The organism is Aquabacterium sp. A7-Y, assembly GCF_026153205.1.
GTDB lineage: Bacteria > Pseudomonadota > Gammaproteobacteria > Burkholderiales > Burkholderiaceae_C > Caldimonas.
This window is the reverse complement of sequence record NZ_JAPFBW010000001.1, coordinates 1-24,940: the sequence shown is the minus strand read 5'-3', so window position 1 is coordinate 24,940 and position 24,940 is coordinate 1. Positions and strand designations below refer to the sequence as shown.

27 protein-coding genes and 1 pseudogene are annotated in these 24,940 nt (G+C 66.2%); 22 read left to right on the top strand and 6 right to left on the bottom strand.

The features are described from left to right. The first annotated feature begins 2 nt into the window (after window positions 1-2). Window positions 3-359 carry a DUF1493 family protein gene (locus tag OOT46_RS00140; RefSeq protein ID WP_265401543.1) on the top strand — a complete coding sequence of 119 codons (357 nt, stop codon included), beginning with the start codon at window positions 3-5 and terminating at the stop codon, window positions 357-359. 173 nt (window positions 360-532) lie between these two features. On the opposite strand, the pseudogene OOT46_RS00135 reads toward OOT46_RS00140, so the two are convergent. Then, window positions 533-838 (bottom strand): annotated as a pseudogene (locus OOT46_RS00135) (recombinase family protein); the annotation flags it as partial. Between the two features lie 287 nt (window positions 839-1,125). Here OOT46_RS00135 and OOT46_RS00130 point away from each other — a divergent pair. The 4 genes from OOT46_RS00130 (at window position 1,126) to OOT46_RS00115 (ending at window position 5,669) form a co-directional block, all read left to right on the top strand. After that, a complete protein-coding gene (locus OOT46_RS00130; RefSeq protein ID WP_265401542.1) occupies window positions 1,126-1,878 on the top strand; it encodes a response regulator transcription factor in 753 nt (250 codons plus the stop codon). 45 nt (window positions 1,879-1,923) lie between these two features. Continuing rightward, window positions 1,924-3,402 (top strand): sensor histidine kinase, encoded by a 1,479-nt coding sequence (locus OOT46_RS00125; protein ID WP_265401541.1) that lies wholly within the window; start codon window positions 1,924-1,926, stop codon window positions 3,400-3,402. Continuing rightward, entirely contained in the window at window positions 3,399-4,919 is a 1,521-nt protein-coding gene (locus OOT46_RS00120; RefSeq protein ID WP_265401540.1) for a carotenoid oxygenase family protein, read from the top strand. The genes OOT46_RS00125 and OOT46_RS00120 overlap by 4 nt, the downstream gene beginning before the upstream one ends. 318 nt (window positions 4,920-5,237) lie before the next feature. Beyond that, window positions 5,238-5,669: a response regulator gene (locus tag OOT46_RS00115; protein ID WP_265401539.1), complete on the top strand. Its 432-nt coding sequence runs from the start codon at window positions 5,238-5,240 to the stop codon at window positions 5,667-5,669. Here the strand turns inward: OOT46_RS00115 and OOT46_RS00110 are convergent. From OOT46_RS00110 to OOT46_RS00100, 3 genes are read right to left on the bottom strand one after another with little or no spacing between them, the layout of a single operon-like run. Beyond that, window positions 5,635-6,132 carry a hypothetical protein gene (locus tag OOT46_RS00110; protein WP_265401538.1) on the bottom strand — a complete coding sequence of 166 codons (498 nt, stop codon included), beginning with the start codon at window positions 6,130-6,132 and terminating at the stop codon, window positions 5,635-5,637. The genes OOT46_RS00115 and OOT46_RS00110 overlap by 35 nt on opposite strands. Continuing rightward, window positions 6,132-7,547, bottom strand: a complete 1,416-nt coding sequence (locus tag OOT46_RS00105; protein ID WP_265401537.1) for a recombinase family protein — start codon at window positions 7,545-7,547, stop codon at window positions 6,132-6,134. Before OOT46_RS00105 ends, OOT46_RS00110 begins: the two co-directional genes overlap by 1 nt. Continuing rightward, a complete protein-coding gene (locus OOT46_RS00100; protein ID WP_265401536.1) occupies window positions 7,544-8,023 on the bottom strand; it encodes a DUF2924 domain-containing protein in 480 nt (159 codons plus the stop codon). Before OOT46_RS00100 ends, OOT46_RS00105 begins: the two co-directional genes overlap by 4 nt. Before the next feature lie 261 nt (window positions 8,024-8,284). Between OOT46_RS00100 and OOT46_RS00095 the strand changes: the two genes are divergently transcribed. The 17 genes from OOT46_RS00095 (at window position 8,285) to OOT46_RS00015 (ending at window position 24,152) form a co-directional block, all read left to right on the top strand. Continuing rightward, window positions 8,285-9,658 carry a hypothetical protein gene (locus OOT46_RS00095; RefSeq protein WP_265401535.1) on the top strand — a complete coding sequence of 458 codons (1,374 nt, stop codon included), beginning with the start codon at window positions 8,285-8,287 and terminating at the stop codon, window positions 9,656-9,658. After that, window positions 9,655-10,623: a hypothetical protein gene (locus OOT46_RS00090; RefSeq protein WP_265401534.1), complete on the top strand. Its 969-nt coding sequence runs from the start codon at window positions 9,655-9,657 to the stop codon at window positions 10,621-10,623. Before OOT46_RS00095 ends, OOT46_RS00090 begins: the two co-directional genes overlap by 4 nt. A gap of 555 nt (window positions 10,624-11,178) precedes the next feature. Beyond that, window positions 11,179-11,364: a helix-turn-helix transcriptional regulator gene (locus OOT46_RS00085; RefSeq protein WP_265401533.1), complete on the top strand. Its 186-nt coding sequence runs from the start codon at window positions 11,179-11,181 to the stop codon at window positions 11,362-11,364. A 239-nt stretch (window positions 11,365-11,603) separates the two neighbouring features. Beyond that, window positions 11,604-11,903, top strand: a complete 300-nt coding sequence (locus OOT46_RS30740) for a hypothetical protein (protein WP_322114214.1) — start codon at window positions 11,604-11,606, stop codon at window positions 11,901-11,903. Next, entirely contained in the window at window positions 11,903-12,745 is an 843-nt protein-coding gene (locus OOT46_RS00075; RefSeq protein WP_265401532.1) for an ATP-binding protein, read from the top strand. Before OOT46_RS30740 ends, OOT46_RS00075 begins: the two co-directional genes overlap by 1 nt. Further along, on the top strand, window positions 12,742-13,434 hold the full coding sequence (locus tag OOT46_RS00070) for a hypothetical protein (RefSeq protein ID WP_265401531.1): 693 nt from the start codon (window positions 12,742-12,744) through the stop codon (window positions 13,432-13,434). Before OOT46_RS00075 ends, OOT46_RS00070 begins: the two co-directional genes overlap by 4 nt. 11 nt (window positions 13,435-13,445) lie before the next feature. Then, window positions 13,446-14,291 carry a P63C domain-containing protein gene (locus OOT46_RS00065; protein ID WP_265401530.1) on the top strand — a complete coding sequence of 282 codons (846 nt, stop codon included), beginning with the start codon at window positions 13,446-13,448 and terminating at the stop codon, window positions 14,289-14,291. Further along, complete coding sequence (locus tag OOT46_RS00060; protein ID WP_265401529.1) at window positions 14,288-14,755, top strand: DUF6511 domain-containing protein; 468 nt, start codon at window positions 14,288-14,290, stop codon at window positions 14,753-14,755. Before OOT46_RS00065 ends, OOT46_RS00060 begins: the two co-directional genes overlap by 4 nt. Further along, on the top strand, window positions 14,752-15,489 hold the full coding sequence (locus tag OOT46_RS00055) for a PD-(D/E)XK nuclease family protein (protein WP_265401528.1): 738 nt from the start codon (window positions 14,752-14,754) through the stop codon (window positions 15,487-15,489). The genes OOT46_RS00060 and OOT46_RS00055 overlap by 4 nt, the downstream gene beginning before the upstream one ends. Next, on the top strand, window positions 15,486-15,728 hold the full coding sequence (locus tag OOT46_RS00050; protein WP_265401527.1) for a DNA-binding protein: 243 nt from the start codon (window positions 15,486-15,488) through the stop codon (window positions 15,726-15,728). The genes OOT46_RS00055 and OOT46_RS00050 overlap by 4 nt, the downstream gene beginning before the upstream one ends. Further along, complete coding sequence (locus OOT46_RS00045; RefSeq protein ID WP_265401526.1) at window positions 15,725-17,398, top strand: DEAD/DEAH box helicase; 1,674 nt, start codon at window positions 15,725-15,727, stop codon at window positions 17,396-17,398. The genes OOT46_RS00050 and OOT46_RS00045 overlap by 4 nt, the downstream gene beginning before the upstream one ends. A gap of 82 nt (window positions 17,399-17,480) precedes the next feature. Continuing rightward, window positions 17,481-19,739, top strand: a complete 2,259-nt coding sequence (locus tag OOT46_RS00040; RefSeq protein ID WP_265401525.1) for an AAA family ATPase — start codon at window positions 17,481-17,483, stop codon at window positions 19,737-19,739. Between the two features lie 262 nt (window positions 19,740-20,001). Next, window positions 20,002-20,493 (top strand): crossover junction endodeoxyribonuclease RuvC, encoded by a 492-nt coding sequence (locus OOT46_RS00035; protein WP_265401524.1) that lies wholly within the window; start codon window positions 20,002-20,004, stop codon window positions 20,491-20,493. Further along, the gene (locus OOT46_RS00030) at window positions 20,487-20,696 is read left to right on the top strand and encodes a hypothetical protein (protein WP_265401523.1); all 210 of its coding nucleotides are present in this window, start codon (window positions 20,487-20,489) and stop codon (window positions 20,694-20,696) included. The genes OOT46_RS00035 and OOT46_RS00030 overlap by 7 nt, the downstream gene beginning before the upstream one ends. Then, window positions 20,689-21,078, top strand: a complete 390-nt coding sequence (locus OOT46_RS00025; protein WP_265401522.1) for a DUF6362 family protein — start codon at window positions 20,689-20,691, stop codon at window positions 21,076-21,078. Before OOT46_RS00030 ends, OOT46_RS00025 begins: the two co-directional genes overlap by 8 nt. Before the next feature lie 1,279 nt (window positions 21,079-22,357). Beyond that, window positions 22,358-23,623: a site-specific DNA-methyltransferase gene (locus OOT46_RS00020; protein ID WP_265401521.1), complete on the top strand. Its 1,266-nt coding sequence runs from the start codon at window positions 22,358-22,360 to the stop codon at window positions 23,621-23,623. Between the two features lie 106 nt (window positions 23,624-23,729). Further along, on the top strand, window positions 23,730-24,152 hold the full coding sequence (locus tag OOT46_RS00015; RefSeq protein ID WP_265401520.1) for a hypothetical protein: 423 nt from the start codon (window positions 23,730-23,732) through the stop codon (window positions 24,150-24,152). Here the strand turns inward: OOT46_RS00015 and OOT46_RS00010 are convergent. Both OOT46_RS00010 and OOT46_RS00005 read right to left on the bottom strand, forming a co-directional pair. Further along, window positions 24,149-24,511 (bottom strand): hypothetical protein, encoded by a 363-nt coding sequence (locus OOT46_RS00010; protein ID WP_265401519.1) that lies wholly within the window; start codon window positions 24,509-24,511, stop codon window positions 24,149-24,151. The genes OOT46_RS00015 and OOT46_RS00010 overlap by 4 nt on opposite strands. Window positions 24,512-24,566: 55 nt before the next feature. After that, a complete protein-coding gene (locus tag OOT46_RS00005; RefSeq protein ID WP_265401518.1) occupies window positions 24,567-24,827 on the bottom strand; it encodes a hypothetical protein in 261 nt (86 codons plus the stop codon). Between the last annotated feature and the right edge of the window lie 113 nt (window positions 24,828-24,940).

Sequence of the window (24,940 nt, the reverse complement as noted above, 5' to 3'; positions counted from 1 at the left end):
CCATGAGCGAGTTGTCCGACCCGTTGCGTGAGTACCTGAGGCGTTGCGGTCTGCCTGAGAAGAAGCTTGCCGCCTGCACATGGGAAACACGGCTCTATCACGACCTTCGCATCTACGGAGATGTCGCAGAAGCTTACATGGGCGTTCTGGTTGATCACTATCAGGTCGACCTGAGTGGATTCGAGTTCGACAAGTTCTTCCCGCCGGAGTTCGCTGGGCGAAACATGCTCACCCGTGTGCTGCTTTGGATCGTGCCTTTTGCAGGCAAAGCAGCTAGGGATCAGGGCGAGTACCGGCCACTCACTATGAGCATGCTTGATCGTGTCATACGTGACAAACGATGGGTTCCTTCCGAGTGACCGGGAGGTGCAGGGAAGTGGAAGTCCCTTTTGGGATCGCTCGCTCGAAGCGGGACATCATCCGGACTCTTCTGGATTGCAGCAGCCAATGGAGCGCGCCGCAAGGTAGACCTTGGTACGAGATCTTGGTAAACGGTGCTCCGTTGACCTGTTGGTGTTTCCCTACGACCGCTACTTCGGTCCGGAAGCAGTAGCGTGAGCCGGTCGATCTTGTAGACCACCACGATGTCGACCCGACCGGCGTCGATATCTGCGAGCAGGCGCTGCAGCGCTGGCCGCTCCAGGTTGCCGCCGGAGTAAGCCGGGTCGTCGTAGCCGTCGTGCACGGGGACCCAGCCTTCGTGCCGCTGGCTGGCAATGTAGGCCAGGCCGGCATCCCGCTGGGCCTCGAGGCTGTTGTAGTCCTGGTCCAGCCCTTCGTTGGTCGACTTGCGGGTGTAGACCGCGCAGCGCCTTTGCGGCGTCTGCCGCAGGGACAGGATAAAGAGACCTGTCGGTTCAGGGAAGGGTGCAGGGTCCACTGTTCCTGCGCTGTTCGATACCAGCGCATGCAGTAGAAATGCTGCGCTTCTTTTGGCGGCCACCGCCTTACTGCACACGGCCATCGCTTGCCGGTCGCGAGGGTTGCCGGCAAAGCGCGTGAGTTTCCTGTCAGATCTGCGCGTGGCGGATTTTTCGCCATCCTGGCAAACACAGCAAGGTCGCATTTCATCTGGAACCGCAGCCGTGCTCCAGCCACGAGGCCTGCACCTGACCCGCTCGATAGATGACCCAGTCCGACTGTCCCACCCCACGCTGTGCCGCGAACGAGACACTGCCGATCCTGATCGTCGAGGACCACCCGCTGGTGGCCGAAGCCACGGCGGATCTGCTAAAGCGCTGCGGGACCCGCTCCGATCTGGTGATCTGCCATACGGCCGCTCAGACGCAGACGGTGCTGCAGCGGGAGCAGGCGTGGTTTCGCATACTGCTCGATCTCGACGTACCGGGTGCACAGGGCCTGTCCTTGGTCCGCGAAGTCGCCGACCGGGGCCTGGCCAGCCGGACCTGCGTCGTGAGTGCCAACACCAAGCAGGAATTCATCGAAGCTACCCGCCAACTGGGCTTGCTCGGCTACATCGGCAAGGCGCTTCCAGTCCCGGACTTCTCGGACGCGTTGTCCCGCATGCTGGCTGGCGAACACGTGTACATGTCTGCCACCCTCACGCCGGCACCGCCCACGACCCGCCTCACACGACGGCAACTCCAACTGCTCCAGCTTGTCGCTCAAGGCCTGGGGTCGAAGCAGATCGGCGTCGCGCTCAACTTGTCTGAAGGCACGGTCAACAACCACATGGCTTCCATCCTGCGCGTCCTCGGTGTGACAGGCCGGGCGCATGCCGTTGCGAAGGCCATGGAGTTGGGGCTGCTTTCTCCAACTCTGGAGCAACACGCGTCGTTCGGCGACGGCTCCAGCGCCGCCCTGCCCCTGCGACCTCCTGGGGAAGGCCACGACAGGGATGACGGGCCGGGGAGGTAGCCCGGTCGAGCCGTCCGAGATCCGCGATACCACAGCGAGGAACCGATGAACGAAACGATCAGGGTCGCCAAGGGCCAGCAGGCGTCGGGCTACTACTCCGTCCTGCGATACGGCTACTCCCAGGAGGAAACGGCCGAGGCCGTGGAAGTCACCAGCCAAGAGGACGCGCGATGGAAGTGGGTGACCAGCGCGACTGCGGCCACGCGCGCCTTCGCGATGACCCAAGTGCGTGTCATCGAAGCGACGTTCGCGCTCAGCCTGTTGCTGATGTACCTTGGTGAATGGCTGTCCCCGACGATACCGCGTGCCGCTTTGACTCAATGGGTCATCGCCGGCGTCTTGATTCTTATCGTGCGGCGCGTTCTCTTTACGCGGTTCATGTTCCCCAACTCGCCGCTGGCGCTCGCACAAAAGCCAGTGGCGCGGTTGACTCCGCTCTTCGCAGTGCTGCTGTCGGGTGCCTTCTGGATCGCCACTTCGGTTCTCTTCGTCGGGCAGGAGCTGACACCGACCTTCGTGATGCTCCTGATGGTGCTGGTGTTGATGACCGTGGCGGCGATGGGCAGCGCACCCGTATCCCACCTTGCTGCCGCGGTACACGCCGTGGCACTTTGGGTCCCCTTCGCGGTCCAACTCCGACACGCCACGTGGGCGCCGTCTGCATGGCTCCCGTTGCTCGTGGTCAGCGGGGTCGCGTTGGTGCTGTTGACCGTCTTCATCGTGGTCAAGCAGGTCACCAACTACCTGCAGCGCAGCGACAAGGTCGACCTGCTGGTCTCAGAGCTGCAAGAGGCCAACATGGCGCTCGAAGCGCTGCAGGCGGACGTGGCCACCGAACTGGAAGCGCGCTCCTCGTTCTTCAACGGTGCCAGCCACGACTTCCGGCAGCGATTGCACGCGATCAAGCTGCTCGCGCACTCCTCCCAACTTCAGTTCTCGCCCGGCGCTACGGACTCTCCGCTCAAGCGCCTCGCCGCGGCCGTCGAGGACCTCGACGCCTACGTCACGGATGTGCTTGAGTTTGCGAGGCTGGAGCGGCACGCCTTGCGGCCGAAGCTCGCAGCTGTCTCAGTTCAAGACATTCTCCAGAACATCGACCTGCACTTTGAGGAAGTGGCGATGAGCCGGAGAATCGATCTGCGCATGCGTGGGACCGCTGTGTGCTTGCTCACGGACGAGACGATGCTGCTTCGCATCCTCGAGAACCTGGTGTCGAACGCACTCAAGTTCGCCAGAAGCCGGGTCCTTGTGAGCGCGAGACGGCGTGCCGGTGCTTGTCTCATCGATGTGTGGGATGACGGTCCAGGTGTGCCGAAGGAAGAGCTGGCACGAATTTTCGAGGCGTTTCATCAGGGTCAACAGGACGGGCCGGGCGGCGTGGAGAGCTGCGCCGGTGTCGGGCTCGGCCTGGCCGTGGTCAAACGCCTGTCGGAGTGTCTGGGCTACACCATCGAGGTGAAGTCCCGGGTAGGCAGTGGCACCGTGATGCGGGTGCATTTACCCGCCACGGCGCTCGTCAAATGAAGGAGACCGAAATGACGTCGCAAACAGGATCTTCCCCGCACGCAGCAGATTTCAAACCGCCGTTCGATCTGTCCGGTCATTGGGACGGGGAAGGGATACGTGCCGCCTTCCAGAACGCCCGGCATCAGCCCTGGACGCTGGGTTACCGGTCTTTCGATGCGGAATCGGTCCAGGCCGGGCCGGTGGCGCTTCAGGGCGCCCTCCCGGCGGGCCTGCGCGGCACGTTCTTCCGCACCGGACCGGCCTTGCACGACATGGCCGGGCAACGCTACGCGCACCGCTGGGACGGTGACGGGCTGCTGCAAGCCTTTCGCTTGCGGGACGAAGGTGTGACGCACCAGGCGCGCTACCTGCGCACCGAGAAATACTTGCGCGAGAAGGCGGCCGGCAAGCGCCTGGTCAGCGGCTTCGGCACGCATGTGGAAGGTTCCCGCAACCTGCCGGAACCCATGGAAGAAATGAACGCCGGCAACATCAACATCGTGCCCTGTGCGGGCGAGATGCTTGCGCTGTGGGAGCCCGGCTCGGCCTACCGGGTCGATCCCAACACGTTGGAGACTCTCGGCATCAAGACCTGGCGGGACGACCTGAAAGCCGCCGCCTTTTCTGCCCATCCGCGCCGGATGCCCGACGGCACGATGTGGAACTTCGGCTGCGTGGCCGCAGAAGGCCTGGTGAGGGTCTTCCATGTGTCGGCCAGCGGCGCGCTCATCGACGTGCGAAGCCTCTCGATCCCCCACTCGGCCACCCTTCACGACTTCGCGGTGACCTCGCGGCATCTGGTTTTCCTGGCGCCGCCGCTGGCCTTGAGTCCTGATCGGATCCGCGGTGGCTTGCCGTTCGGCGCCGCGTGCGAGTGGCGCCCCTCCCTCGGGCTGCGCGTCGTGGTGGTGGACTTGCGCGACTGGAGCGAACAGCGGTTCGAACTGCCGGCGTCGAATGTCTTCCACATCGGCAATGCGTGGGAGGACGACGACGGCGTTATCCGGCTCGACTGCATGAGAGACGACCAACCACGCGCGATGCTCGCGGGCTGGACCCTCATGAAGGGAGAGTACCGCCACTACGGCGGCACGCGCATGACGCTGATCACAATCGATACCCGCAAGGGTAGCGTCGACTATCAAACCCGCCATGATCTTGAGGGAGAGTACCCGGCGGTTGCCGCCGAAGAGATCGGCCAACGCTACCGCCAAGTGGTCTTCGCCCGCCGCAGTCCACAGCGCGACCCCACTGTCCCCGGCTTCGACCAGGTCGCCAGCTTCGATGTCGAGGAAGGTGGTGTCGACTTCTATGAGTACGGTGCGGATTGGCTGGTGGAGGAGCATGTCATTGCCAGCGACTGCAACGTTCCGGGCCAACGATGGGTGATCGGCAGTGCTCTGGACTTGCTGGAGCAGCAGACCGTTCTGTCTGTCTTCGATGCTGGGGCATTGCGCGCCGGACCAGTGATGCAAGCCCGACTGCCCTACGCACTACCTGTCGGGCTTCACGGTTCCTTCGTCGCAGCTGACTGACGCTGCTGCGTTAGCGACGCTGCGATCACAGTGCAGCCGACCGGACATCACGCAGTGAGAATCTGCATATTCCCTCTGATTTTGATCAAGGGTCACCATGCGTCCTCACCACCTCATTGGGAGAGAACGCATGGTGTCATCCATCTACAGGAAGCTAGGCGCACGGCCTAGCCACCCGCATTCCTTATGTTCACTACGAAGTCATGGCCTCTTGCTCCTCTTGCTCCATGGGGAACATCGGCCCATGCTCCCGCCAACGCGCTGCCTCTACGTGCTGGGTGCTTTATGGGATGGCAATGCCACGATGAGCGAGCGCTGATGAGTGCCGCCGAAGTTCAGATCGTACAGAGCCCCCCGGTGGCGGCGACCACACGAGCGACACGAGTGCTCATCGTGGACGACCACGCAGATCTCGCGGACTCGCTGGCGGCGGTGCTCCAGCTGAAAGGGTATGAGGCCTGCTCCGCTTATGACGGGCAGCAAGGCTTGGAGGTGGCGCGGCGCTTCGAACCCGACATGGTCGTCCTCGACTTGAACATGCCGGTGATGGATGGCTACGAGGCTGCCGAGTCCCTGCGTCAGACGCGCGGCTGGGGTGTGATCCTCGTTGCCATGACGGGCGCGCCCGAGTGGGAGACCATGGAGCTGGCCAGCATCAGCGGATTTGACGCCCACCTGAGCAAGCCCGTTGATTCCCGGGATCTGGAGGGGGTGCTCATTCGCATTCGGAGTTTGAAGGCGGTGACGTGAGCCCGAGGATCTCCCGCTGCCGAGCCCACTCCCTCGGGAGCAGGTCGGTCCGGCCCCTCAGCAGCTGCAGATGGAGATGACGCGGCTGCTTGCCCTCGAAGATCGCCTCCACGATGTCGGGCGCTAGCAGCGTGAGACGCAAGACCTCCGCGACCCAGCCCGGGTCCAGCTTGAGCTGCCGGGCCAGTTCCTTCGTGCTGCTGACCTCCCCGGATTCCATCAACCGCTGCCAGTAGAACGCCTTGCCGAGTACCTTGATCATCGATAGGTCGAACGAGGACCGGGTCGGCGCCCCGCCGTCCCCCGCCGGCGGCGTCAGCACTTTGCGGATGTGCCGGCGCCGGATCTTCAGCGGGACAACCGTCACCCTCTGCACTCCGGTGCTGTGCTGCCGCGGCTGGCCCGCGCCCTCGACGGTGACCACCTGCCGGGCGCTGCCCTTCAACTTGACCGCATTGCCCATCAAACGCCCTCCTCTTCCTCGACCAGGAGCCGCTGCTCCTCCACAAACCGGTGCCGCTGGATCTCAGGGCCAAAGCCGGACCAGCCGTCCTCGCGCCAGACGATGTCGAGCCCGCCGTCGTGCAGCTGCACCCGCTCGATCAGCAAGCGGGCGATGCGCTGCTGCTCCGCCGGGAACAGCTGCTCCCACACGTCGCCGATGCGCTGCAGGGCCACCACCGCCTGCGGCTCGTCGATCTCCCGGCCTTCAGGGAGGCGCTGCGCGGCCATCCAGACGGCGATCACCATCTCTGGCTGCCGCAGCGTCGCCTGTAGTTGCTGGAGTACGGCCCCTTCGATCTCCGCCGCCGGCAGCAGGCCGATGTCGGACTTCCCCGGCTCCGCCACTGAACCGGCACACCGGCGCTTGTAGAGGGACGAGACGTAGTAGCGGTACCGCTTGCCCCCCTTCTTGGCGGTATAGGTCGGCAGCATGCGCTGCCCGTCCGGCGCGAACAGCAGCCCGGCCAGCAACGCCGGATGCTCGGTCCGGCGCTCCTGGGCGCCTCTGCGCCGCTGGTCGCGGATCGCGTGCGCGGCATCCCACAGCGCCTGCGAGACGATGGGCTCGTGCTGTCCCTCGTAGCTCGTTCCCTTGTGGACGATCTCGCCGAGGTAGACGCGGTTGCGCAGGAGCTTGCCGATATGGGTCTGGTCGATGAAACGGCCGGGCCGGTGGGTGCCGGCCTGCGTCACCCACGACTTGGTGGTGCGCCCCTCGATGGCCAGCTCGCGCACCAGCCGGGCGGGCGAGCCGTGCTCGGCGAAGCGCCGGAAGATGTCGCGCACCAGATCGGCCTCGGCCTCGTTGACCACCAGGCGGCGGTCCTGCACGTCGTAGCCGAGCGGCGGCATGCCACCCATCCACATGCCCTTGGCCTTGCTCGCCGCGATCTTGTCCCGGATCCGCTCACCGGTGACCTCGCGCTCGAACTGGGCGAAGGACAGCAGCACGTTGAGCGTGAGGCGCCCCATGCTGCTGGTGGTGTTGAACTGCTGGGTGACCGACACGAAGGACACGCCATGCCGGTCGAACACATCGACCAGCCGGGCGAAGTCCGTCAAGCTGCGCGTGAGCCGGTCGATCTTGTAGACGACCACGACGTCGATGCGCCCGGCATGGATGTCCGCGAGCAGGCGCTGCAGCGCCGGCCGCTCCAGGTTGCCGCCGGAGTAAGCCGGGTCGTCGTAGCCGTCGTGCACCACGACCCAGCCTTCGTGGCGCTGGCTGGCGATGTAGGCGAGGCCGGCATCCCGCTGTGCCTCCAGGCTGTTGTAGTCCTGATCGAGCCCTTCGTCCGTGGACTTGCGGGTGTAGACCGCGCAGCGCCTTTGGAGCGCCACCGGGGCGGCCAGGGGTGCGCGTGAGGCCTTCATGCCTTTCCTCCCTGGCGCGGCGTCCTGATCCCAAAAAACGCCGGCCCGCTCCACTGCGTGCCGGTGATAGCGCGGGCGATGGCCGACAGGCTCCTGTAGCGCCGGCCCTGGTATTCGAAGTCATTGGGACCGCGTGTCACCACCCGGTGCTCGATGCCGTCATACACGCGGGTCAGGAGCGTCCCTGGCAGCAGGCCGTTCGCCTCGCGCTGGCTGAGCCGCGGCACGATGCCGGTTTCGCCGATGCTCTCCAGCCGGCGGCGCACCGAGGGCGACAAGCCGCCGAAGGCGCGCTCCTGCAGTCGATAGGCAATGCGGCTCTCCAGGTAGACCCGGTTGTGGTGGGCGGGCCGGTCGTCGAACAGCGCGTCCCAGCGGGCCCACAGCTGCTCCATGTCCAGGTGCGGCAGCTGGGCGATCTGCTCGGCCAGGCTCGCCACTGCAGGACCCGGTCGTGCCGGTGCGAAGGTCGTCATGCGTCAACTCCGTTTCGGTTGAGAGGGGTTGGCATTCACGCTCTGGGTGGGCAGGAAGCCAAGTCCAACCGTCTCTATGTCCGAGTGAAGTGGCGCGGGAGCCGCAGTGGTCCAGGCGCGCAAGCGCAGCAGCGCGCCGGCCAGCAGGTCGGCGACTTCCTGCTGCGGAGGCCGGGGCGCCAAGCCCCCGCCGGTTTCCCTGTCAGACCTGCGAGTTTGATGTGATGACATTGGTAAGCAGCAGTACAAAGAACCGTTTCCATGCTAGGGTTTACTCTCGGCGGCGTATCGGGTTCTAGCGGGTTAGTGGGGGTTCGATACCCGCCGGACACTTGTGTGTGTATATGCAACAACAACCGCAGGGTTGGATCCCTGCAACAAGTCGGAGAGCGAAGCGTGACCAAGATGTGGACGTATGTGGACGTGCTGACCCATCTCGCCCAAGACGAAGTGCTGCACACCTGGCTGGCGGACCAGGGCCTCGAAGTGCCTCTTCAGCCATCCGAAGGCTGCGAGGCCGTCGCGCCTGCCGTCGTCCAAGCCGTTCAAACCCTTGAGAACTCGCAGGTCCGAGAGCGGATCATTGCCGGCCTGCAGCGAGGGGCGCAGCTGGCCCACCCTCTCGGCCGCGACGCCATGTTCGAGGCCGCAGCCACCCACGGCGACGTCTTCCTGGCGCTCGTCAGGTGCAAGAGCGATTTGCACCGATCGTTCTGGCTCTATGTGTGCTACCGCGCCATCTTTGATCAGTCCTGCGCCGCGGAATACCTGGACGCGAACGTCGCTCGCGCGCAGCAGCATGACCTCGGCTGCAAGGTGGTGCCCCGGCGTGATGCGGAGGCGTTGCAGGCCCTGTGCGCCGAGGTGGGCGCCTTCTACCGGCAGCAGTTCGGCTGCGGCGACCGGTGCGTGGCGCAGTTGTTCGAGCGCAGCAACGACGTCTTCGTCCTGACGCTCCACGTCAAGGACCTGCCGAACCTGCTGCTGGAGTTCGACGGCGACGCCGTTCGCCAGCGCATCGGCCACCCCACGATCCACATCGTCCTGGAGTACGCGCCGCGCACGGGCGCCACCCGCTCCCTGGTGCGCGGCGGCGCCAAGTTCCACCACATGCTGGTGAACGCATTCGCCCGCCACCTGCTGGAATGTGATGTGGACGCACAGCGCGTTCTGCGGCCCCGGCTCAATCTTTCCCCGCTGCGCGACGGCTTCCGGGTTCCCCGGGCGATCGAGGACGGTTTCTCGGTCGTGCAGGTGAAGTCGCTGTCCCTGATCAGCCCGGCCGGCACCTTGAAGCTGGAGTGCAGCGCGACCGCCGCGGGCGGGCGGCGCTCTGTCACCGAGTTGCTGAAGGAGATGTGGTGCGAGGACCATCCGCTCACCGACGGATGGAGGATCACCGCGGCCGACATCGCGCTTTACTACCCGCCAGAGCCAGGTCGAAGCCGAATGCGGCAGATCTGCCTGGAGATCACCGATCGCGGTCGCGTGAACCTGCACAAGTTCGAGGCGAGCCTGCAGCGCCAGCTGGAGAGCTATTTGATCGACATGGGCATCCTGCGCCCCGAGCAGACCTTCGAGGCACCCTCCTTGCCGACCGGAATGCCGGAGCACACGGTGGAGCCTAGTCCGTGACGTGGGACGCACAAGTCTGGAATTTCGCGTGCACCCTGTTCAAGCGCTCGACCCCGACACTGATAGCCGCCCTCCCCTGCGATCAGCGAGTGCTGCTCTCGGCACTCGTCGAAGCGCACGTCGTCGAGGCGCGCCCGGACAACAACCCCTACGTCTTGTGCCCCGAGTGCCACCAGCAGCACGGCCACGTTGTGGATCTCGGCGGCTCTGGCGGGACCGCCGTCGGCTGCGACTGCCCGGACTGTGGGATCGTCACGGTGACACCGGACTACCGGCTCACGGTCGAGCTCGACACCCGCTGGCTCGCCGCGCAGCTGCGCCTGGCGCTCGGCATTTCCGGCAACGACGGGCCCGTGGAGTTGGCTGAGGGCGTGTGGCGACTGGGTTCGCTGCGCCATGAGCCGGTGCTGCTCGCACGTTGCGTCAGCCGGCTCTGGGCGCGCTCCGCGCTGCTCGGACGGATGCGCTCAAGCACCACGGGGCGCGCGCTGGCGCTGACGCCTCAAACAAGCCTGCCTCTGCCGGCCGAGCCGTTCGAGGAGGGCATCATGTGGATGCCGCTGCAGCGCTGCTTCGTCCTGAACGGCTCGCGCCTGAGCTGTATCGAGCCGCCGCCGTCCCCGCGGGCGGAGCTGGCCCGCGCAGCGCAGAGGCCGGTGGAAGCCGTCCACGGGCCGTTCTCAGACGACTTTGAGTGGGTGTTCCTGAAGGACTACCCTCACAACCCAATCCGCCTCACTCGGGCCCAGGCTGCCGTCTTCAGGGCGCTCTGGTCGTTCAACGGAGAACCACGAAAGGGCGAGGTGGTGATGGCGCGCGCCGGACTGAAAGGCAACAAGCCGGCCGAAGTGTTCAAGGTGAAAACCGAGAACAAGGGGAAGCCCGAGTACGAGGCGCCGCGCTACGCCTACTCGCGGTTGGTGGAAGTCAACGCTCGTGAGGGCACGTATGCGCTGAAACTGTGAAGGGGAACTGCGCCGGTCGGCTGGCTCCGACCCGGCGCGGCGCCCAGCCACCGCCCCCTTCAGAGCGCCTTCGTCCTCCACGCTGACAGCAAACTGAGTTCGCTGCCCCTCCAACTCCGCATCCAGGCGCCCCGGCCGTCCTTGCCGCTGTGCGCCGGGCCAGCAGCGAACTGAGTTCGCTGCTCCCTCCCCGAAGGCCGCTGGACGTACTGCTTTTGGGCAGCGGCCTCGTTTGTCTCCCGCCAGCAGCGAACTCAGTTCGCTGCTGGTCAGCCGCTGTGCACCAGGTTGAAGCACAAACCACGATGCTGGCCCTTCTTCTCGCCTTTTCGCCTCTCCCAACCGCGGATCGACCTCGGCAGCGAACTGGAACTTTCGCAAAAGTTCGCTGCCCAGTTCGCTGACAGTTCGCTGCCAGAAATCTCCAATGCCTCCGGTGCGCGCACACACCCATTCACCGGAGGATCAATGTTGACGACATCTCAACGGGGGCGAGTCCCCCGCACGACTGGCAGTCCCGCCGCCCTTGCTTCGCGGGAACCGGTCAAACGCGAGGTGCTGCGCGCCGATGAACTGGCCTTGCGCTGGGGCGTGAGCGAGAGAACGCTCGAGCGCTGGCGCAACGAAGGCCGCGGCCCCAAGTACATGAAGCTCGGCAGCCGCATCGGCTACCCGCTCACCGCGGTGTTCGAGTTCGAACGCGCCGCCGGCCGCATCTCCACATCCGAACGCGATGAGTGAGGCCGCGCCCATGACCGACACCACTATCTCTGTTCTCACTGGTGCCGAGCTGACCGTGACCGAGCTGGCGCCCTTGCCGGCCCTGCTCGCCCTGAGCGTCGCCGAGCTGGCCGCCCTGCCCGCCCTTAAAAACGGCAGAGATCCAGCAGCAGCTGGCGACCGCCGCCGCCTGGCTGCGGCAGGCCGAACAGAAGTTCGACGCTGCGCTGGAGACCGCCTATGGCGACACCTGCCGGCGCGTGCTGCACGAGTCCGGCCGCGACTTCGGCACCGCCCACGGCCGCGACGGCGTGGTGCGGATCACCTTCGACTTGCCCAAACGCGTGAAGTGGGACCAGCAGCAGCTGCACCAGCTGGCCGAGCGCATCGTCGCGGGCGGCGAGAAGGTCGAGCACTACATCGACGCCAAGCTGTCCGTCAGCGAGGCCAAGTTCAAAAGCTGGCCGCCGACCCTGCAGGAGCAGTTCGCCCCCGCCCGCACGGTCGAGCCCGGCAAGCCGAGCTTCACCCTCCACCTCGACTCCAAGGAATCGATCTGATGGCCCTTCCCATCATCACCGCCGAGCAGCGGCTGGCGGAGCGCACCGGCGTCAAGCTGGTTCTACTCGGCAAGAGCGGGATCGGCAAAACGTCCCAGCTCAAGACCCTGCCCGAGGCCAGCACCCTGTTCATCGACCTCGAAGCCGGCGACTTGGCCGTCAAGGACTGGCGCGGCGACACGATGCGCTCGACGACCTGGCCGGAGTTCCGGAATCTCGTGGTATTCCTGGCCGGCCCCAACGCCGCGCTGCCGGCCGAGGCGCCGTTCTCGCAGGCGCACTTCGACCACGTCTGCCAACGCTACGGCGATCCGGCCCAGCTCGACAAATACGACTGCTATTTCGTCGACAGCCTCACCGTCCTCTCCCGCTGGTGCCTGGCCTGGGCCAAGACGCAGCCCCAGGCGTTTTCCGAGCGGACCGGCAAGCCGGACACACGCGGTGCCTACGGGCTACTGGGCGCTGAGATGATCGGCGCGCTCACGCACTTGCAGCACGCCCGCGGCAAGCACGTGATCTTCGTCGCCATCCTCGACGAGCGGTTCGACGATTTCAACCGCAAGGTCTTCCTCCCACAGATCGAGGGCAGCAAGACCGCCAGCGAGTTGCCCGGCATCGTCGACGAGGTGGTCACGCTGGCCGAGATCAAGGCCGAGGACGGCAGCGCCTTCCGCGCCTTCGTGACCCACACCGTCAACCCCTATGGCTACCCGGCCAAGGACCGCTCCGGCGTCCTGGACCTGCTGGAGCCGCCCGACCTGGGCGCCCTGATCGGCAAGTGCGCCACCACCCACCAGAGCTTTTCCTCCGAATCGAACGAACAACAAAGGACCACCGCATGACCACCTGGAACGATTTCAACGACGCAGAACCGCAAGTCTTCGACCTCATCCCCAAGGGCACCGTCGTGCCGGTGCGCATGACGATCAAGCCCGGCGGCTTCGACGATCATTCCCAGGGCTGGACCGATGGCTGGGCCACCCAATCTTATGAGACCGGCTCGGTGTACCTGGCCTGCGAGTTCGTGGTGCTGGCCGGCGACTACGCCAGGCGCAAGGTGTGGTCGAACATTGGTCTCTACAGCCCCAAGGGATCGACCTGGACGCAGATGGGCCGCAGCTTCATCCGGGGTGTGCTCAACAGCGCCCGCAACCTGCATCCGAAGGACCTGGGTCCCGACACGGCCGCTAGGCGCTTCATCTCGGGCTTCCACGAGCTGGACGGCATCGAGTTCCTCGCCCGCATCGACGTCGAGAAGGACGGCCGCGACGAGCTGAAGAACGTCATCAAGGTCGCGGTCGAGCCAGACCACCCGGACCACGCGCGGCTGATGGGCGTGACGCCGCGTATCGCGCCGGCCGGCACCGCCGTCCCGGCGCAGCCCATGGCCCAGGTGCTCCCCGCGCCGACCGCCGCCCCCGCGGCCCAGGGCTACCGGCCGGCAGCGCAGCAGCCTGCCGCCCGCGCCCCCGCGCAAGCCGTCGCGCCAGGCCGTCCGCCCGTGAGCGGCAAGCCGGCGTGGGCCCAGTGAGGAGGATGGACATGAGTGATGCTGTCATTCCCGTCGTCTGCCATGGTGTCGTGCGCTTCCTCGATGTCCCCTGCGAAGCCGTCGTGCTGGAGACGCGCGAGCGCGGATTCGTTTGGCCCCACGTGGCCCTTGAGCTGCGATTCGACGAAACCTCTTACGGCGACCGGCTGGGCTTGCTGCTCGGCGAGTTCGCCCCGACGTCCGAGCCGCTGCTGGATGAAGGGCCGAAGGACATCCTCCTCTTGGACGGGCAGAAGGGCCAGTTCTGTCCCGCCGGCATCATCGGCGAGGTTGCGTCCAACCTCTTCGAGGCGGCGCTCGCCGGCCGGCGGCACGGCGCCTCGGAGCGATTGCTGGCGAACTGCATCAAGGTCGTCGCGACCCTGGCCGCGCGCACCGAGGTGGAGCTGATCGACGAGGCGACAGGCTACGGCCGCCACCAGGCGCCAGGTGCGGTACTGGGGCGCATGGCCGACCTGCTGAACGAGATCTGCCCGGCGTGGGAACGTCGCTTCGGTGCGGACTACCACCGTGCCCTCTATCGGCTGTTCCGTTGGCACTTCAAGGGCCAGGAAGCGCCGCAGCCCCTGGCCGTCGAACAGGTCACCCTGCAGTGGGTCTACCGGCCGGTGTTGCCGCAGGCCCTGTTCCGGCACGTCCAGAGCGGGCGGCCGGTGTCGCAGCAGCACCGGCGGTGGCTGTCCGAGGAGGGGGTGCCGCGGCTGCAGGCGCAAATCGCCGCCGTGACCGTGATCGCCCGCCTGTCGAGCGGCTACCAGGACTTCGCGAAGCGGTGCGAGGCCGTCTTCGCGACAGCTGCCGAGGCCGCCGCGCCCGCCTTGAAGGAGGACGCTTGAAATGCTGGATCTGCTCACGCAGCGCCCGCGGCTTCGGCCACAGCGACACCCGCTACGCGCTGACCGACCCGCGGCACTACCCGATCGACTGGGTCTTTTGTTCTCGCCGCTGCCTGGAAGCGTTCCATGTGCTGTACGGGCGTTGGCGGGCCGTACTCGCGGGGGACGTCGACCGCAAGGAGGTTCCGATGATCGATCCCTCTGAGATCGAGCAGGCCGCGATGCGCCGCTGCCTGCGCGCCTTCGGCGAAGCCGGTGCGGCCATCGGTTTCGGCAAGCCGCTGGGCCAGTACACCGAGACCGAGGCGCTGCAGGTCATCGATGCCATCGTGACCCGCTACACCGAGGCGATGGTCGAGCACCACGAGGCAACGAAGTACCCGCCCGTGCGGGGCATGGTGCCGACGCCTGATCCGCTCGCGAACGCGTCGAGCGACGCACGTGGGGAGGCGACCACCCGATGATGGACTTCAACCCAACGTCCAGCCTGGGCGAGCGGGTGGAAGCGCTGATCGACGACGGCCTGCAGCGGCAGGCCGCCGCGCAGCCCGCCCGCGACTACCTCGGCGCCTCGCGCGTCGGTGTCGCCTGCGAGCGGGCCTTGCAGTTCGAGTACGCGCAGGCACCGGTCGACCCCGGCCGGGGCTTTTCCGGCCGCATCCTGCGCGTCTTCGAACGCGGTCACCGTATGGAGGAGGTCATGGTCGAGTGGCTGCGTGCCGCCGGCTTCGATCTGCGCACCCGCAAGCCCGACGGCGGGCAATTCGGCTTCAGCGTCGCGAACGGCCGCCTGCGCGGCCACGTCGACGGCGTCATCCTCGCCGGCCCGGACGGCTTCGTCTGTCCGGCGCTTTGGGAGATGAAATGCCTCGGCTCGAAATCCTGGAAGGAGCTGCAGAAGCACAAGCTGGCCAAAGCTAAGCCGGTCTACGCCGCGCAGGTCGCGATCTACCAGGCCTACCTGCAGCTGCACGAGCACCCGGCGCTGTTCACGGCGCTGAACGCCGACACGATGGAGATCTACGCCGAGCTGGTGCCCTTCGATGCGGCGCTGGCCCAGCGCATGTCCGACCGCGCGGCGCGTGTCATCCACGCCACCGAAGCCGGCGAGCTGCTGCCGCGCGCTTTCCACGACCCCACCCACATCGAATGCCGGTTCTGCCCATGGCAGGACCGGTGCCACCGAATCCAACCATGAAAACCAACGACATCCACCCCGCCGCCAAGGACCGCCTGCTCACCGCGCAGCAGACGGCGCGCGCCCTCAACCTACCCGAGTGCTTCCTGTCGGACGCTACCCGGCGCCGGCAGCTGGGCATCCCCCACTACCGCATCCACAGCCTCGTGCGCTTCAGGCTGCCGGAGGTAGCCGCCTGGCAGGCGCGCCGCAGCGAGGCAGAAGCGGCCGAACGCGAACGGCAAGGAACGCGGCCATGATGCTGCGTCCCCGGCAAGCGCTGCTCGTCGAGCGGTCGCTGGCCGCCCTCGGGCAACACCACAACACGCTGTGCGTCGCGCCCACCGGCGCGGGCAAAACCGTCATGCTCTCGGCGGTCGCCGGGAGCGTGCTGGCCAACCCCGACGCCAAGGCCTGCGTGCTCGCCCATCGGGACGAGCTCACCGGCCAGAACCGGGCCAAGTTCCAGCGCGTCAACCCGGGCATCGGCACCTCGGTGTTCGACGCCAAGGAGAAGTCTTGGTCCGGCCGCGCCACCTTCGCCATGGCGCAGACGCTGTCGCGCGGCTCGCATCTCGACTCGATGCCGGCGCTGGATCTGCTGGTGATCGACGAAGCCCACCACGCGGCGTCGGACTCCTACCGGCGGATCGTCGACCAGGTGCTGGAGCGCAACCCCGGCGCCTGGATCTTCGGCGTCACCGCCACGCCGAACCGCGGCGACCGCAAAGGGCTGCGCGAGGTGTTCAGCAACGTGGCCGACCAGATCACGCTCGGCGAGCTGATCGCGTCGGGCCACCTGGTGCCGCCTCGCACCTTCGTGATCGACGTCGGGGCGCAAGAGCAACTGAAGAGGGTGCGGCGCACCGCCATCGACTTCGACATGAACGAGGTGGCCGAGATCCTGAACAGCGCCCCGATCAACGAGGCCGTCCTGCACCACTGGCGCGAGAAGGCCGGCGACCGTCAGACCATCGTGTTCTGCTCGACGGTCGCCCATGCCGAGAGCGTCTGCACCGCCTTCCGGGAAGCCGGCGTCTCCGCGGTGCTGATCCACGGCGAGTTGTCCGACGCCGAGCGCCAGGCGCGGTTAGCCACGTATGAAAGCGGTGCCGCCCAGGTCGTGGTCAACGTGGCCGTCCTGACCGAGGGCTACGACCACACGCCGACCTCCTGCGTGGTGCTGCTGCGGCCCAGCTCGCACAAGTCGACGCTGATCCAGATGGTAGGCCGGGGCCTGCGCACGGTCGATCCTGCAGAGCACCCGGGCGTGGTGAAAACCGACTGCATCGTGCTCGACTTCGGCACCGCCTCGCTGACGCACGGCCGGCTGGAGCAGGAGGTCGATCTCGACGGCCAGCCCCGCGACGGCGAAGCGCCGACGAAGGACTGCCCCGAGTGTGAGGTCGAGGTGCCGCTGGCCTGCCGGGAGTGCCCTCTGTGCGGCCACCTGTGGGAGCGCGAGCCGGCCGCGATCTCGCCACGCGCCAGCGTCGTCATGACCGAGATCGACCTGCTGGAACGGTCCAACTTCCGCTGGTGCGACCTCTTCCAGGACGATGCATCGCTGGTGGCCACGGGCTTCAACGCCTGGGGCGGGCTGTTCCGCTGGAAGGGCCGCTGGTATGCCGTGGGCGGCGCCGAAGATGCGCGGCCGCGCCTGCTGGCCGTGGGCGAGCGCGCGGTCTGCCTCGCCCGCGCTAATGACTGGATCAACGAGCGGGAGAGCGCCGAGACGGCGTACAAGACCCGGCGCTGGCTCGGCGAGCCCGCCACCTCCAAACAGCTGCAGTACCTGCCCGAGAAGCTGCGCACCGACTACGGACTCACGCGCTACCGCGCGTCGGCCTTGCTGACCTTCAAGTTCAACAAGGCCGCGATCCAGCGCCTCGTGCACACGTCCTCGACGAGCGAATCGATACCGGCGTGACGCTCGCCCGCACCTCCCCATGCACTTCGAACACTGGCCCGGCCAGGCCGGGCCTCTTACCCGAATACCGCAGAGAACCTTCATGACGATCCACGACGACAACACGCTCCCTCCGCTGACCGCCAGGGAGGGGGCCGCCGCCGACGATGCGCCCGTGCGCTTTCTTGACTTCAACGACGCTCCCCCCCAGGCGCAGCCCCAGCGTGATTTCGATGCCGAGCGCGAGGAGATCCGCGCCGCCTTGCTCGCACGGCTGGAGCCGGTGCTGAGCACGATGTTCCCCGCTGGCAAGAAGCGCGGCGGCAAGTTCCTCATCGGCGATGTCCTCGGCAGCCCCGGCGACAGCCTGGAGGTGGTGCTCGACGGCGAGAAGGCCGGGCTGTGGACCGACCGGGCCGACGGCAGCGGCGGCGACATCTTCACGCTCATCGGCGAGCACTACGGCATCGACACGCAGACCCATTTCGCGGAGGTGCTGCAGCGGGCGTGCGACCTGCTCGGCCGCGCTCCGACGGAGCCCGCCGCACCGGTCAGGCGCGGGCCGCCTGTCGATGAGCTCGGGCCTCACACCGCGAAGTGGGACTACCTCGACGCGGACGGCAAATTGATCGCGGTCGTCTACCGCTACGACCCGCCAGGGCGCCGCAAGGAGTTCCGGCCGTATGACGTGAAGCGCCGCAAGACGGCGCCGCCCGACCCCCGGCCGCTGTACAACCAGCCCGGCATCGCCAAGTCCGCGGTCGTGGTGCTCGCCGAGGGCGAGAAGTGCGCCGACGCCCTCATCAAGATGGGCTTCTGCGCCACCACCGCCATGCACGGCGCGAACGCCCCAGTGGACAAGACCGACTGGTCGCCGCTGGCCGGCAAGGTCGTGATCATCTGGCCCGACAGGGACAAGCCCGGCTGGGAGTACGCCGAGAATGCGGCGCTGGCCATCCTCCAGGCCGGGGCGGTCTCCTGCACGATCCTGTACCCGCCGGAGGACAAGCCCGAGGGCTGGGACGTGGCGAACGCGGTCGCAGAGAGCTTCGACGTGCGCGGCTTCATCGCACACGGCGAGCGCCGCAGCGTCAGGGCGGCGCCGGCCCCGCTGCCGTCCTTCACGCTGGGCGACCTGCTCGACGACGACAGCCCGCTGCCGCCCGACCTCATCGCGCCGCGTGTCCTGACGCCGGGCGGCATGCTGGTGTTCGGCGGCGCGCCCAAGGTCGGCAAGAGCGACTTCCTGCTGTCCTGGCTGGCGCACATGGCCGGCAGCGCCCCCTTCCTCGGCATGCGCCCCCATCGGGCCTTGCGGGTGTTCTACCTGCAGGCCGAGGTCCAGTACGACTACCTGCGCGAGCGCGTGAAAGAGATCCGGCTACCGGCCAGCCGGGTGAGTGCGGCGCGGACCAACCTCGTGGCCACGCCGCAGCTGCGGCTCATCCTGGACGACGCCGGCCTCGCGCAGGTCATTCCGACCATCACGGCGGCCTTCCGCGGCGAGCGCCCCGACATCATTGCCATCGACCCGCTGCGCAACGTGTTCGACGGCGGTGAGGCGGGCGGCGAGAACGACAACGACGGCATGCTGTTTTTCCTGTCCCAGCGGGTCGAGCGCCTGCGCGATGCGGTGAACCCGCAGGCTGGGATCGTCCTGGTGCACCACACCAAAAAGCTCGGCAAGAAGCAGTTCGAGGAGGACCCGTTCCAGGCCCTGGCCGGCGCGAGCAGCCTGCGCGGCTACTACACCACGGGGATGCTGCTGTTCCGACCGGACGAGGCGAGCACCGCGCGCCAGGTCATCTTCGAGCTGCGCAACGGCGCGGCGATCTCGCCCAAGGACGTCGACAAGATCAAGGGCGAGTGGCGGGAGATCGCTGCGAGCCGGCGCTTGGTGATGCAGGACCACGGCGCGCGGCTGGATGCCGAACGCAGGCGCAAGCGCGACGTCATCCTGCAGATCATCTACGACGAGGCGGCAGCAGGCCGCTGCTACACCACCAATCAGTTCGCGGAAGCCTTCGAGGGCAAGGCCGGGCTCGGAGGCGAACGCACCATCCGCCAGCGCATCTCGGCCCTGTCGACGCAGGGCTACATCAAGTTCTTCCGCAATGCATCGGACTACGGCTTGCCCTCTCCGGAGCGGACCAAGTTCGGCTACCTGTGCGTCGAAGCCATGGTCCTGTGCGTGCCGCTCGGTGAGCCCGACGTGGCCACCGGCGAGCTGCCCCTCACCGAGCTGATGGTGCTGCCCACCCATTACAAGTGCCGGCCCACCGGCGCGGCGCTGCCGGTCGAGAACCCCGAAGTGTGGGTCTATCACGACGATGAAACCACCCTGGAGGTCAACGATGAATGAGCGCTGCGAAGCTGGCAAAAGCGCTGCCAACTGCCAACTGCTTTCGGCCGAATTCGAGGAAAAAATCCAGGCAGGACAAGGACTTGCGCGATTGCTGGCAGTTGGCAGCCGCCAGTTGGCATGCCAACTGACCAACTGCCGTAAGTCATTGTCGGAACTGGATTTTTTCGACAACCCCAGTTGGCGAACACTCTCCTCCTACTACGTAGGAGGGGGAACAGAGGTTCCCCCTCCGCTACGTAAGGAGGTTGCTCCGGGCTCCATGCACCAGCACCACAACAGCAGAGTCGCGATCCTCGCGCTGGACATGGGGACCAGCACGGGGTGGGCAGTGCGCCAGCGCGATAGGACCATCACGAGCGGCACCCAGCACTTCCGCCCGCAGCGCTTCGAGGGGGGAGGCATGCGCTTTCTGCGCTTCAAACGCTGGCTCTCGGAGCTGCACAGCGCCAGGGGCGAGCTGGGCTCGGTGTACTTCGAGGAGGTCCGGCGGCACACCGGCATCGACGCCGCGCACCTGTACGGCGGGCTCATGGCCCACCTCACCGCCTGGTGCGAGCAGCACCGGGTGCCCTACCAGGGTGTGCCCGTCGGAACCATCAAACGGCATGCCACGGGCCGCGGCAACGCGGGCAAGGAGCACGTGATGGCAGCAATGCGAGTGCGCGGCCACGCTCCCGTCGACGACAACGAGGCCGATGCCCTGGCGCTGCTGCACTGGGCGCTGGACACGCAGGAGGGCGAAGCATGCTGACCCCCCATCACCGCTACCGCTGCGCCCTCGGCAAGCTGCAGCCACAGAGGACCGACCTCGACGCGGTCAAGGAGGAAGGCTGGCGCAAGCAGCGCATCCTCGTGGTCCACGAAGCCGACGAGCGCCTGGATCTCATCGAGCGGGAGATCGTGCGCCGGATCGGCGAGCGGCTCTACGGCAAGGGAGGCAAGCGCGATGGCTGAGCAATGGACCGTGGAGGCCGTGGCCATGCGCTTTGCGGACGCGGCGGACACGGCACGCCGGCTACCGCCGGTCAGGGTGCAGGGCTACCTGAGCAGCTGGCCGCAGGTCACCCGCGAGGCGTGGGAGGCGCTCGGACGCGACGATGACCGCCCCCTGACCTTCCCGCCCAGCCCCCAGGCGGTCGAGCGCATGCTGCAGGCCATGCGGTGGGTGCAGTGGCTCGAAGTCGAGCAGCGGCACCTCGTGTGGATGCGCGCGAAACGCTACGGCTGGAGCGAGATCGGAAAGCGAATGGGCTGCGACCGCAACACGGCGTGGCGCCGATGGCTGGTGGCCCTCGGTGTGGTCGCTGACCGTCTCAACCAGCAGCAGCTGCCTTAGCCCGGAACCACAGCGGGAAATAGCGGGTTGTAGCGGGCCATCGGGGGGCAGAGCGGGCTCCCGCGGGCTACTGCGGGAAATGGCCGTGCAGCATTTCGGGCCGGTTTTGGCTACAGTTCCAGCTATGGTGACGCAAGGACCAGCAGTAGCAAACGTCCCCTGAAGTCAAGCTCTCAGCTTGCCTTTCGGGGCTCTCAGAGGAGAGTTTGCGGGTCCTTCCTTCTGGTACCCAATGCGGGCGGGAAACGCACGACGCTTCGCTAGCGTGCACCGCGAACTGAGGTTCGCAGCGTTCGCACCACGTATTTAACTTGCCCGGCGACGCAATGCAATGACAACAACCGTGACCGAACGATCACGAGCTTGACCCTCTAAAGTATCTGGATAGCGCGCTTCGGCGGTCGAAGCTTCGACACTGACGCGTGAGTCGAGGCCCGCAGACATGAGGTATCGACGAACAGAATCTGCTCTCTCCCTTGGCAGTTGAAGCGACGCAATTTGGCCTTCTATGCGATCCTGAGAACCGACAACTCGAACCGACTCAATTTGGTAGGTTGTTCCCATCCTGAGGATGAGTTCATTCAACTTCTGGAAGGCAAGGTCCGCAGGGTAAGACTCAAGCCAATCGAAAAAGACATCGACCTCGAGGCGTACTCGCTCTGACGAGGTCAAAGGCGCTTCTGGCCGAAGCGAGAGCACAGGAGCCTTTGGGAGCGGCATGCCGTTTAACTTCAACAGTGCTCTGCTGAAGACCGGAGAACCGGGCGAGCAGGCCGACTTAACGGACCGGACGGCTTCTGGCGTCGTCGCCGCTTGTAGTGAACTAAAAGAACAGGGCCCTTCAGCGCTCCCTCCCGGCCGGGTAGAGCAAGCAGAAACTACGACAAGGAACGCAGCAAGAGCAGTTGGTCGAAGCAATGACGTCAGCATGGAAGGAACCGTCCCTAGGCGTTTGGAGACTGCACTTTACCGTGCTGGTCCCGCACACTCACACAGCTCCTGCCTGCTGTAGCAGCATCGTATCGCGCCGTCGTTGTGCCTTCTTGCCTTCTCCGTCTGGCCGCTGACCCCGCCTCCCGCGGCCCGCCTCCGACCTCCGCTCGGAGCGGGCCGCATTCTTTGCACGTCGTTGTCCCCCAGGGGAAGCGACGGCACCCCTGCGTTTCCTCCTGAAGCCGCGTAAGCGGCATTTGCGGCCCGTCTCCGTTCCTCGCCTCCTGCTCGGGGGCGGGCCCGCCTTTTCCTGGAAGTTTCGATGCTCCCTGCCCCGTCCCCCACCGTGAACTGGCTGGCCGCCAAGATCGAGCACTGGCCCATCGAGCGGCTGTTGCCCTACGCGAACAACACGCGCACGCACTCGGAGGCGCAAGTTGCCCAGATCGCGGCGAGCATCGTCGAGTTCGGGTTTGTGAATCCGTGCCTGGTCGGTGCCGATGGCGTGCTGATTGCCGGCGAGGGCCGGCTCCTGGCCGCGCAGCTGCTGCGGCTCCCAACGGTCCCGGTGGTCGTGCTCGACCATCTGAGCAAGACGCAGCGGCGCGCCCTTGTCATCGCCGACAACCGCCTCAGCGACCTCGGAGGGTGGAACGACGAGCTGCTGCGCCTTGAGCTGCAGGCGCTCGACGCCGACGGCTTCGACCTGGACTTGACCGGCTTCGATGCGGATGCCCTGGCCGAGCTACTGCAGGGCGAGGAGCCGGAATGCGAAGGCGCGACCGACGACGACGCTGTCCCCGAGGTGGCGGAGGTATCGATCTCGCAGCCGGGCGACATCTGGCTGCTGGGCCCGCACCGGCTGGTCTGCGGCGACTCCACCACCGCGGAGGGCTACCGGCTGCTGATGGGCGGAGAGCAGGCCGACATGCTGTTCACCGACCCTCCCTACAACGTTAACTATGCCAACACCGCCAAGGACCGGCAGCGCGGAACGGCTCGCCCCATCCTGAACGACGCGCTCGGGGAGGGGTTTCAGCAATTCCTGAGCGATGCGCTATCGCTGATGGCGGCCCACTGCCGGGGCGCGATGTACATCGCCATGTCCTCCAGCGAGTTGGACCGGCTGCAGATGGCGTTCCGGGCTGCCGGCGGCCACTGGTCGACCTTCATCATCTGGGCCAAGGACAGCTTCACACTGGGCCGCGCCGACTACCAGCGCCAGTACGAGCCCATCCTTTACGGCTGGCCCGAGGGCGCGAAGCGCCACTGGTGCGGCGACCGCGACCAGGGCGACGTGTGGCAGATCAAGAAACCCAGGAAAAACGACCTGCACCCGACAATGAAGCCGGTGGAGCTGGTCGAGCGGGCAATTCGGAATTCAAGCCGGCCAGGGCAGGCGGTGCTGGACCCGTTCGGCGGCTCAGGCACCACGCTAATTGCTGCAGAGAAGAGCGGCCGCGTTGCAAGGCTGATAGAACTTGACCCGAAGTACGTCGATATCATCGTTCGGCGCTGGCAAGACTGGACCGGCAAAGACGCGACTCGTGAAACTGACGGCAGCGTTTTCGACAACGTTGCGGAAAAGGTCTGTTCGCTGGCAGAAGCCTGATGACGCCTGCCCCCCACAAAAATCGCACATCAGACGCCCGATTTTCGGGTGGATGAACTCCTCGATGTTTCGTACTGTCGTCTCTCCACTACTCGGAGGACTCAGCATGACTTACGAAACCCCGCCCTCACCAGAGCCTGCACACGTGATCCTGCGGAGGATCTATGAAGACATTGTTCGGTACGCACCGGAGACCGCATTTGCATGGCAGGGCGTAGCAAACGGAAGTGACCTCGGGCGCTTGCTCTTTGCCGCGTCGGCCGTACGCGCAATGCTGATTGTCATCCACAGCACCTTTGATCTTGTTGGCGTACCCAGAGTGACGAGTTTGCGCTTCTGGCGCGTGAACATACCAATCAGCCTGATCCTTCTTGCGGCGGTTGCTCTGCTCTGGGCCGGTTCAGCGATGTTAATGGGAGCAGCCTTCGAGGCTGTACAAACGATGGCATCGTTGGTGTACCCCACGATGCAGAGCTCAGAGCTTCAAGGAGACCGCGTGCTTGCGGCCCACTACTGGCTGAGACGCTAAACCAGCCTCTCCTCCAACGCGGCGAGGGCGACAAAGCCCAGCAGATGTGCTGTTCCCTGGGGGATACCGTGGTGCGCGGCAATCTTGGCGCCGACTCGCCACGTCATCCACCGGTCCACGGCAGTCAGGATGGCTGCGGGCAAGGTAGTGCCCTCGTGCAGGCTGTTGAGCACGTCGTTGGCGAAGTGCCGGCCCCACCGGCTGTCGAGAAACGCCCTCACGGCCTCCAGCGATTGGCCGGTGGCCTCGGCCACGGCGCTCATCGCCAGTGGCCAAGCCGCGGGGGCGTGCACGCCCATCGCGCCAATGAAACCCCAAGCTTCGTTCTCGGTTGCCGGGATGCTCACCGTATGGCTCATGGTCTCTTCCTCCTGTTGATGCGTGAAGAGGGGCCGGCGGCCCGGCCCCTTTCGCTTACCGCGCCAGCTTGGCGAGCGCCGCCTGCTGCTCGGCCATCAGGGCGATGTTGAGGTTCGGCTGGATGTTGCTGGCCAGGTGGTTGATGATCCGGTTCACGACCGCTGCCCGCTCGGTGTCGTCCCGGGCGTCGTCGTAGTCCCGAAGCCGGCTGTCGATCTCCTCAACGGCGCGCTCCAGGACGCTGCGGGCGCGCAGCAGCACGTCGCGAGCGTTGTGGCGGGCTTGCGCGGCGAGGATTTCGTGGAGGTCTTGCATCGCTTGGTCCTTTCAGGTTGGTGGTTGCGACACCCCTATTACGCTCTGTGTGCCGGATAAGCCAACGGGTGCTGAGCATCTGTTTGGATAGGAATTGATAGCCCGGACCTCGC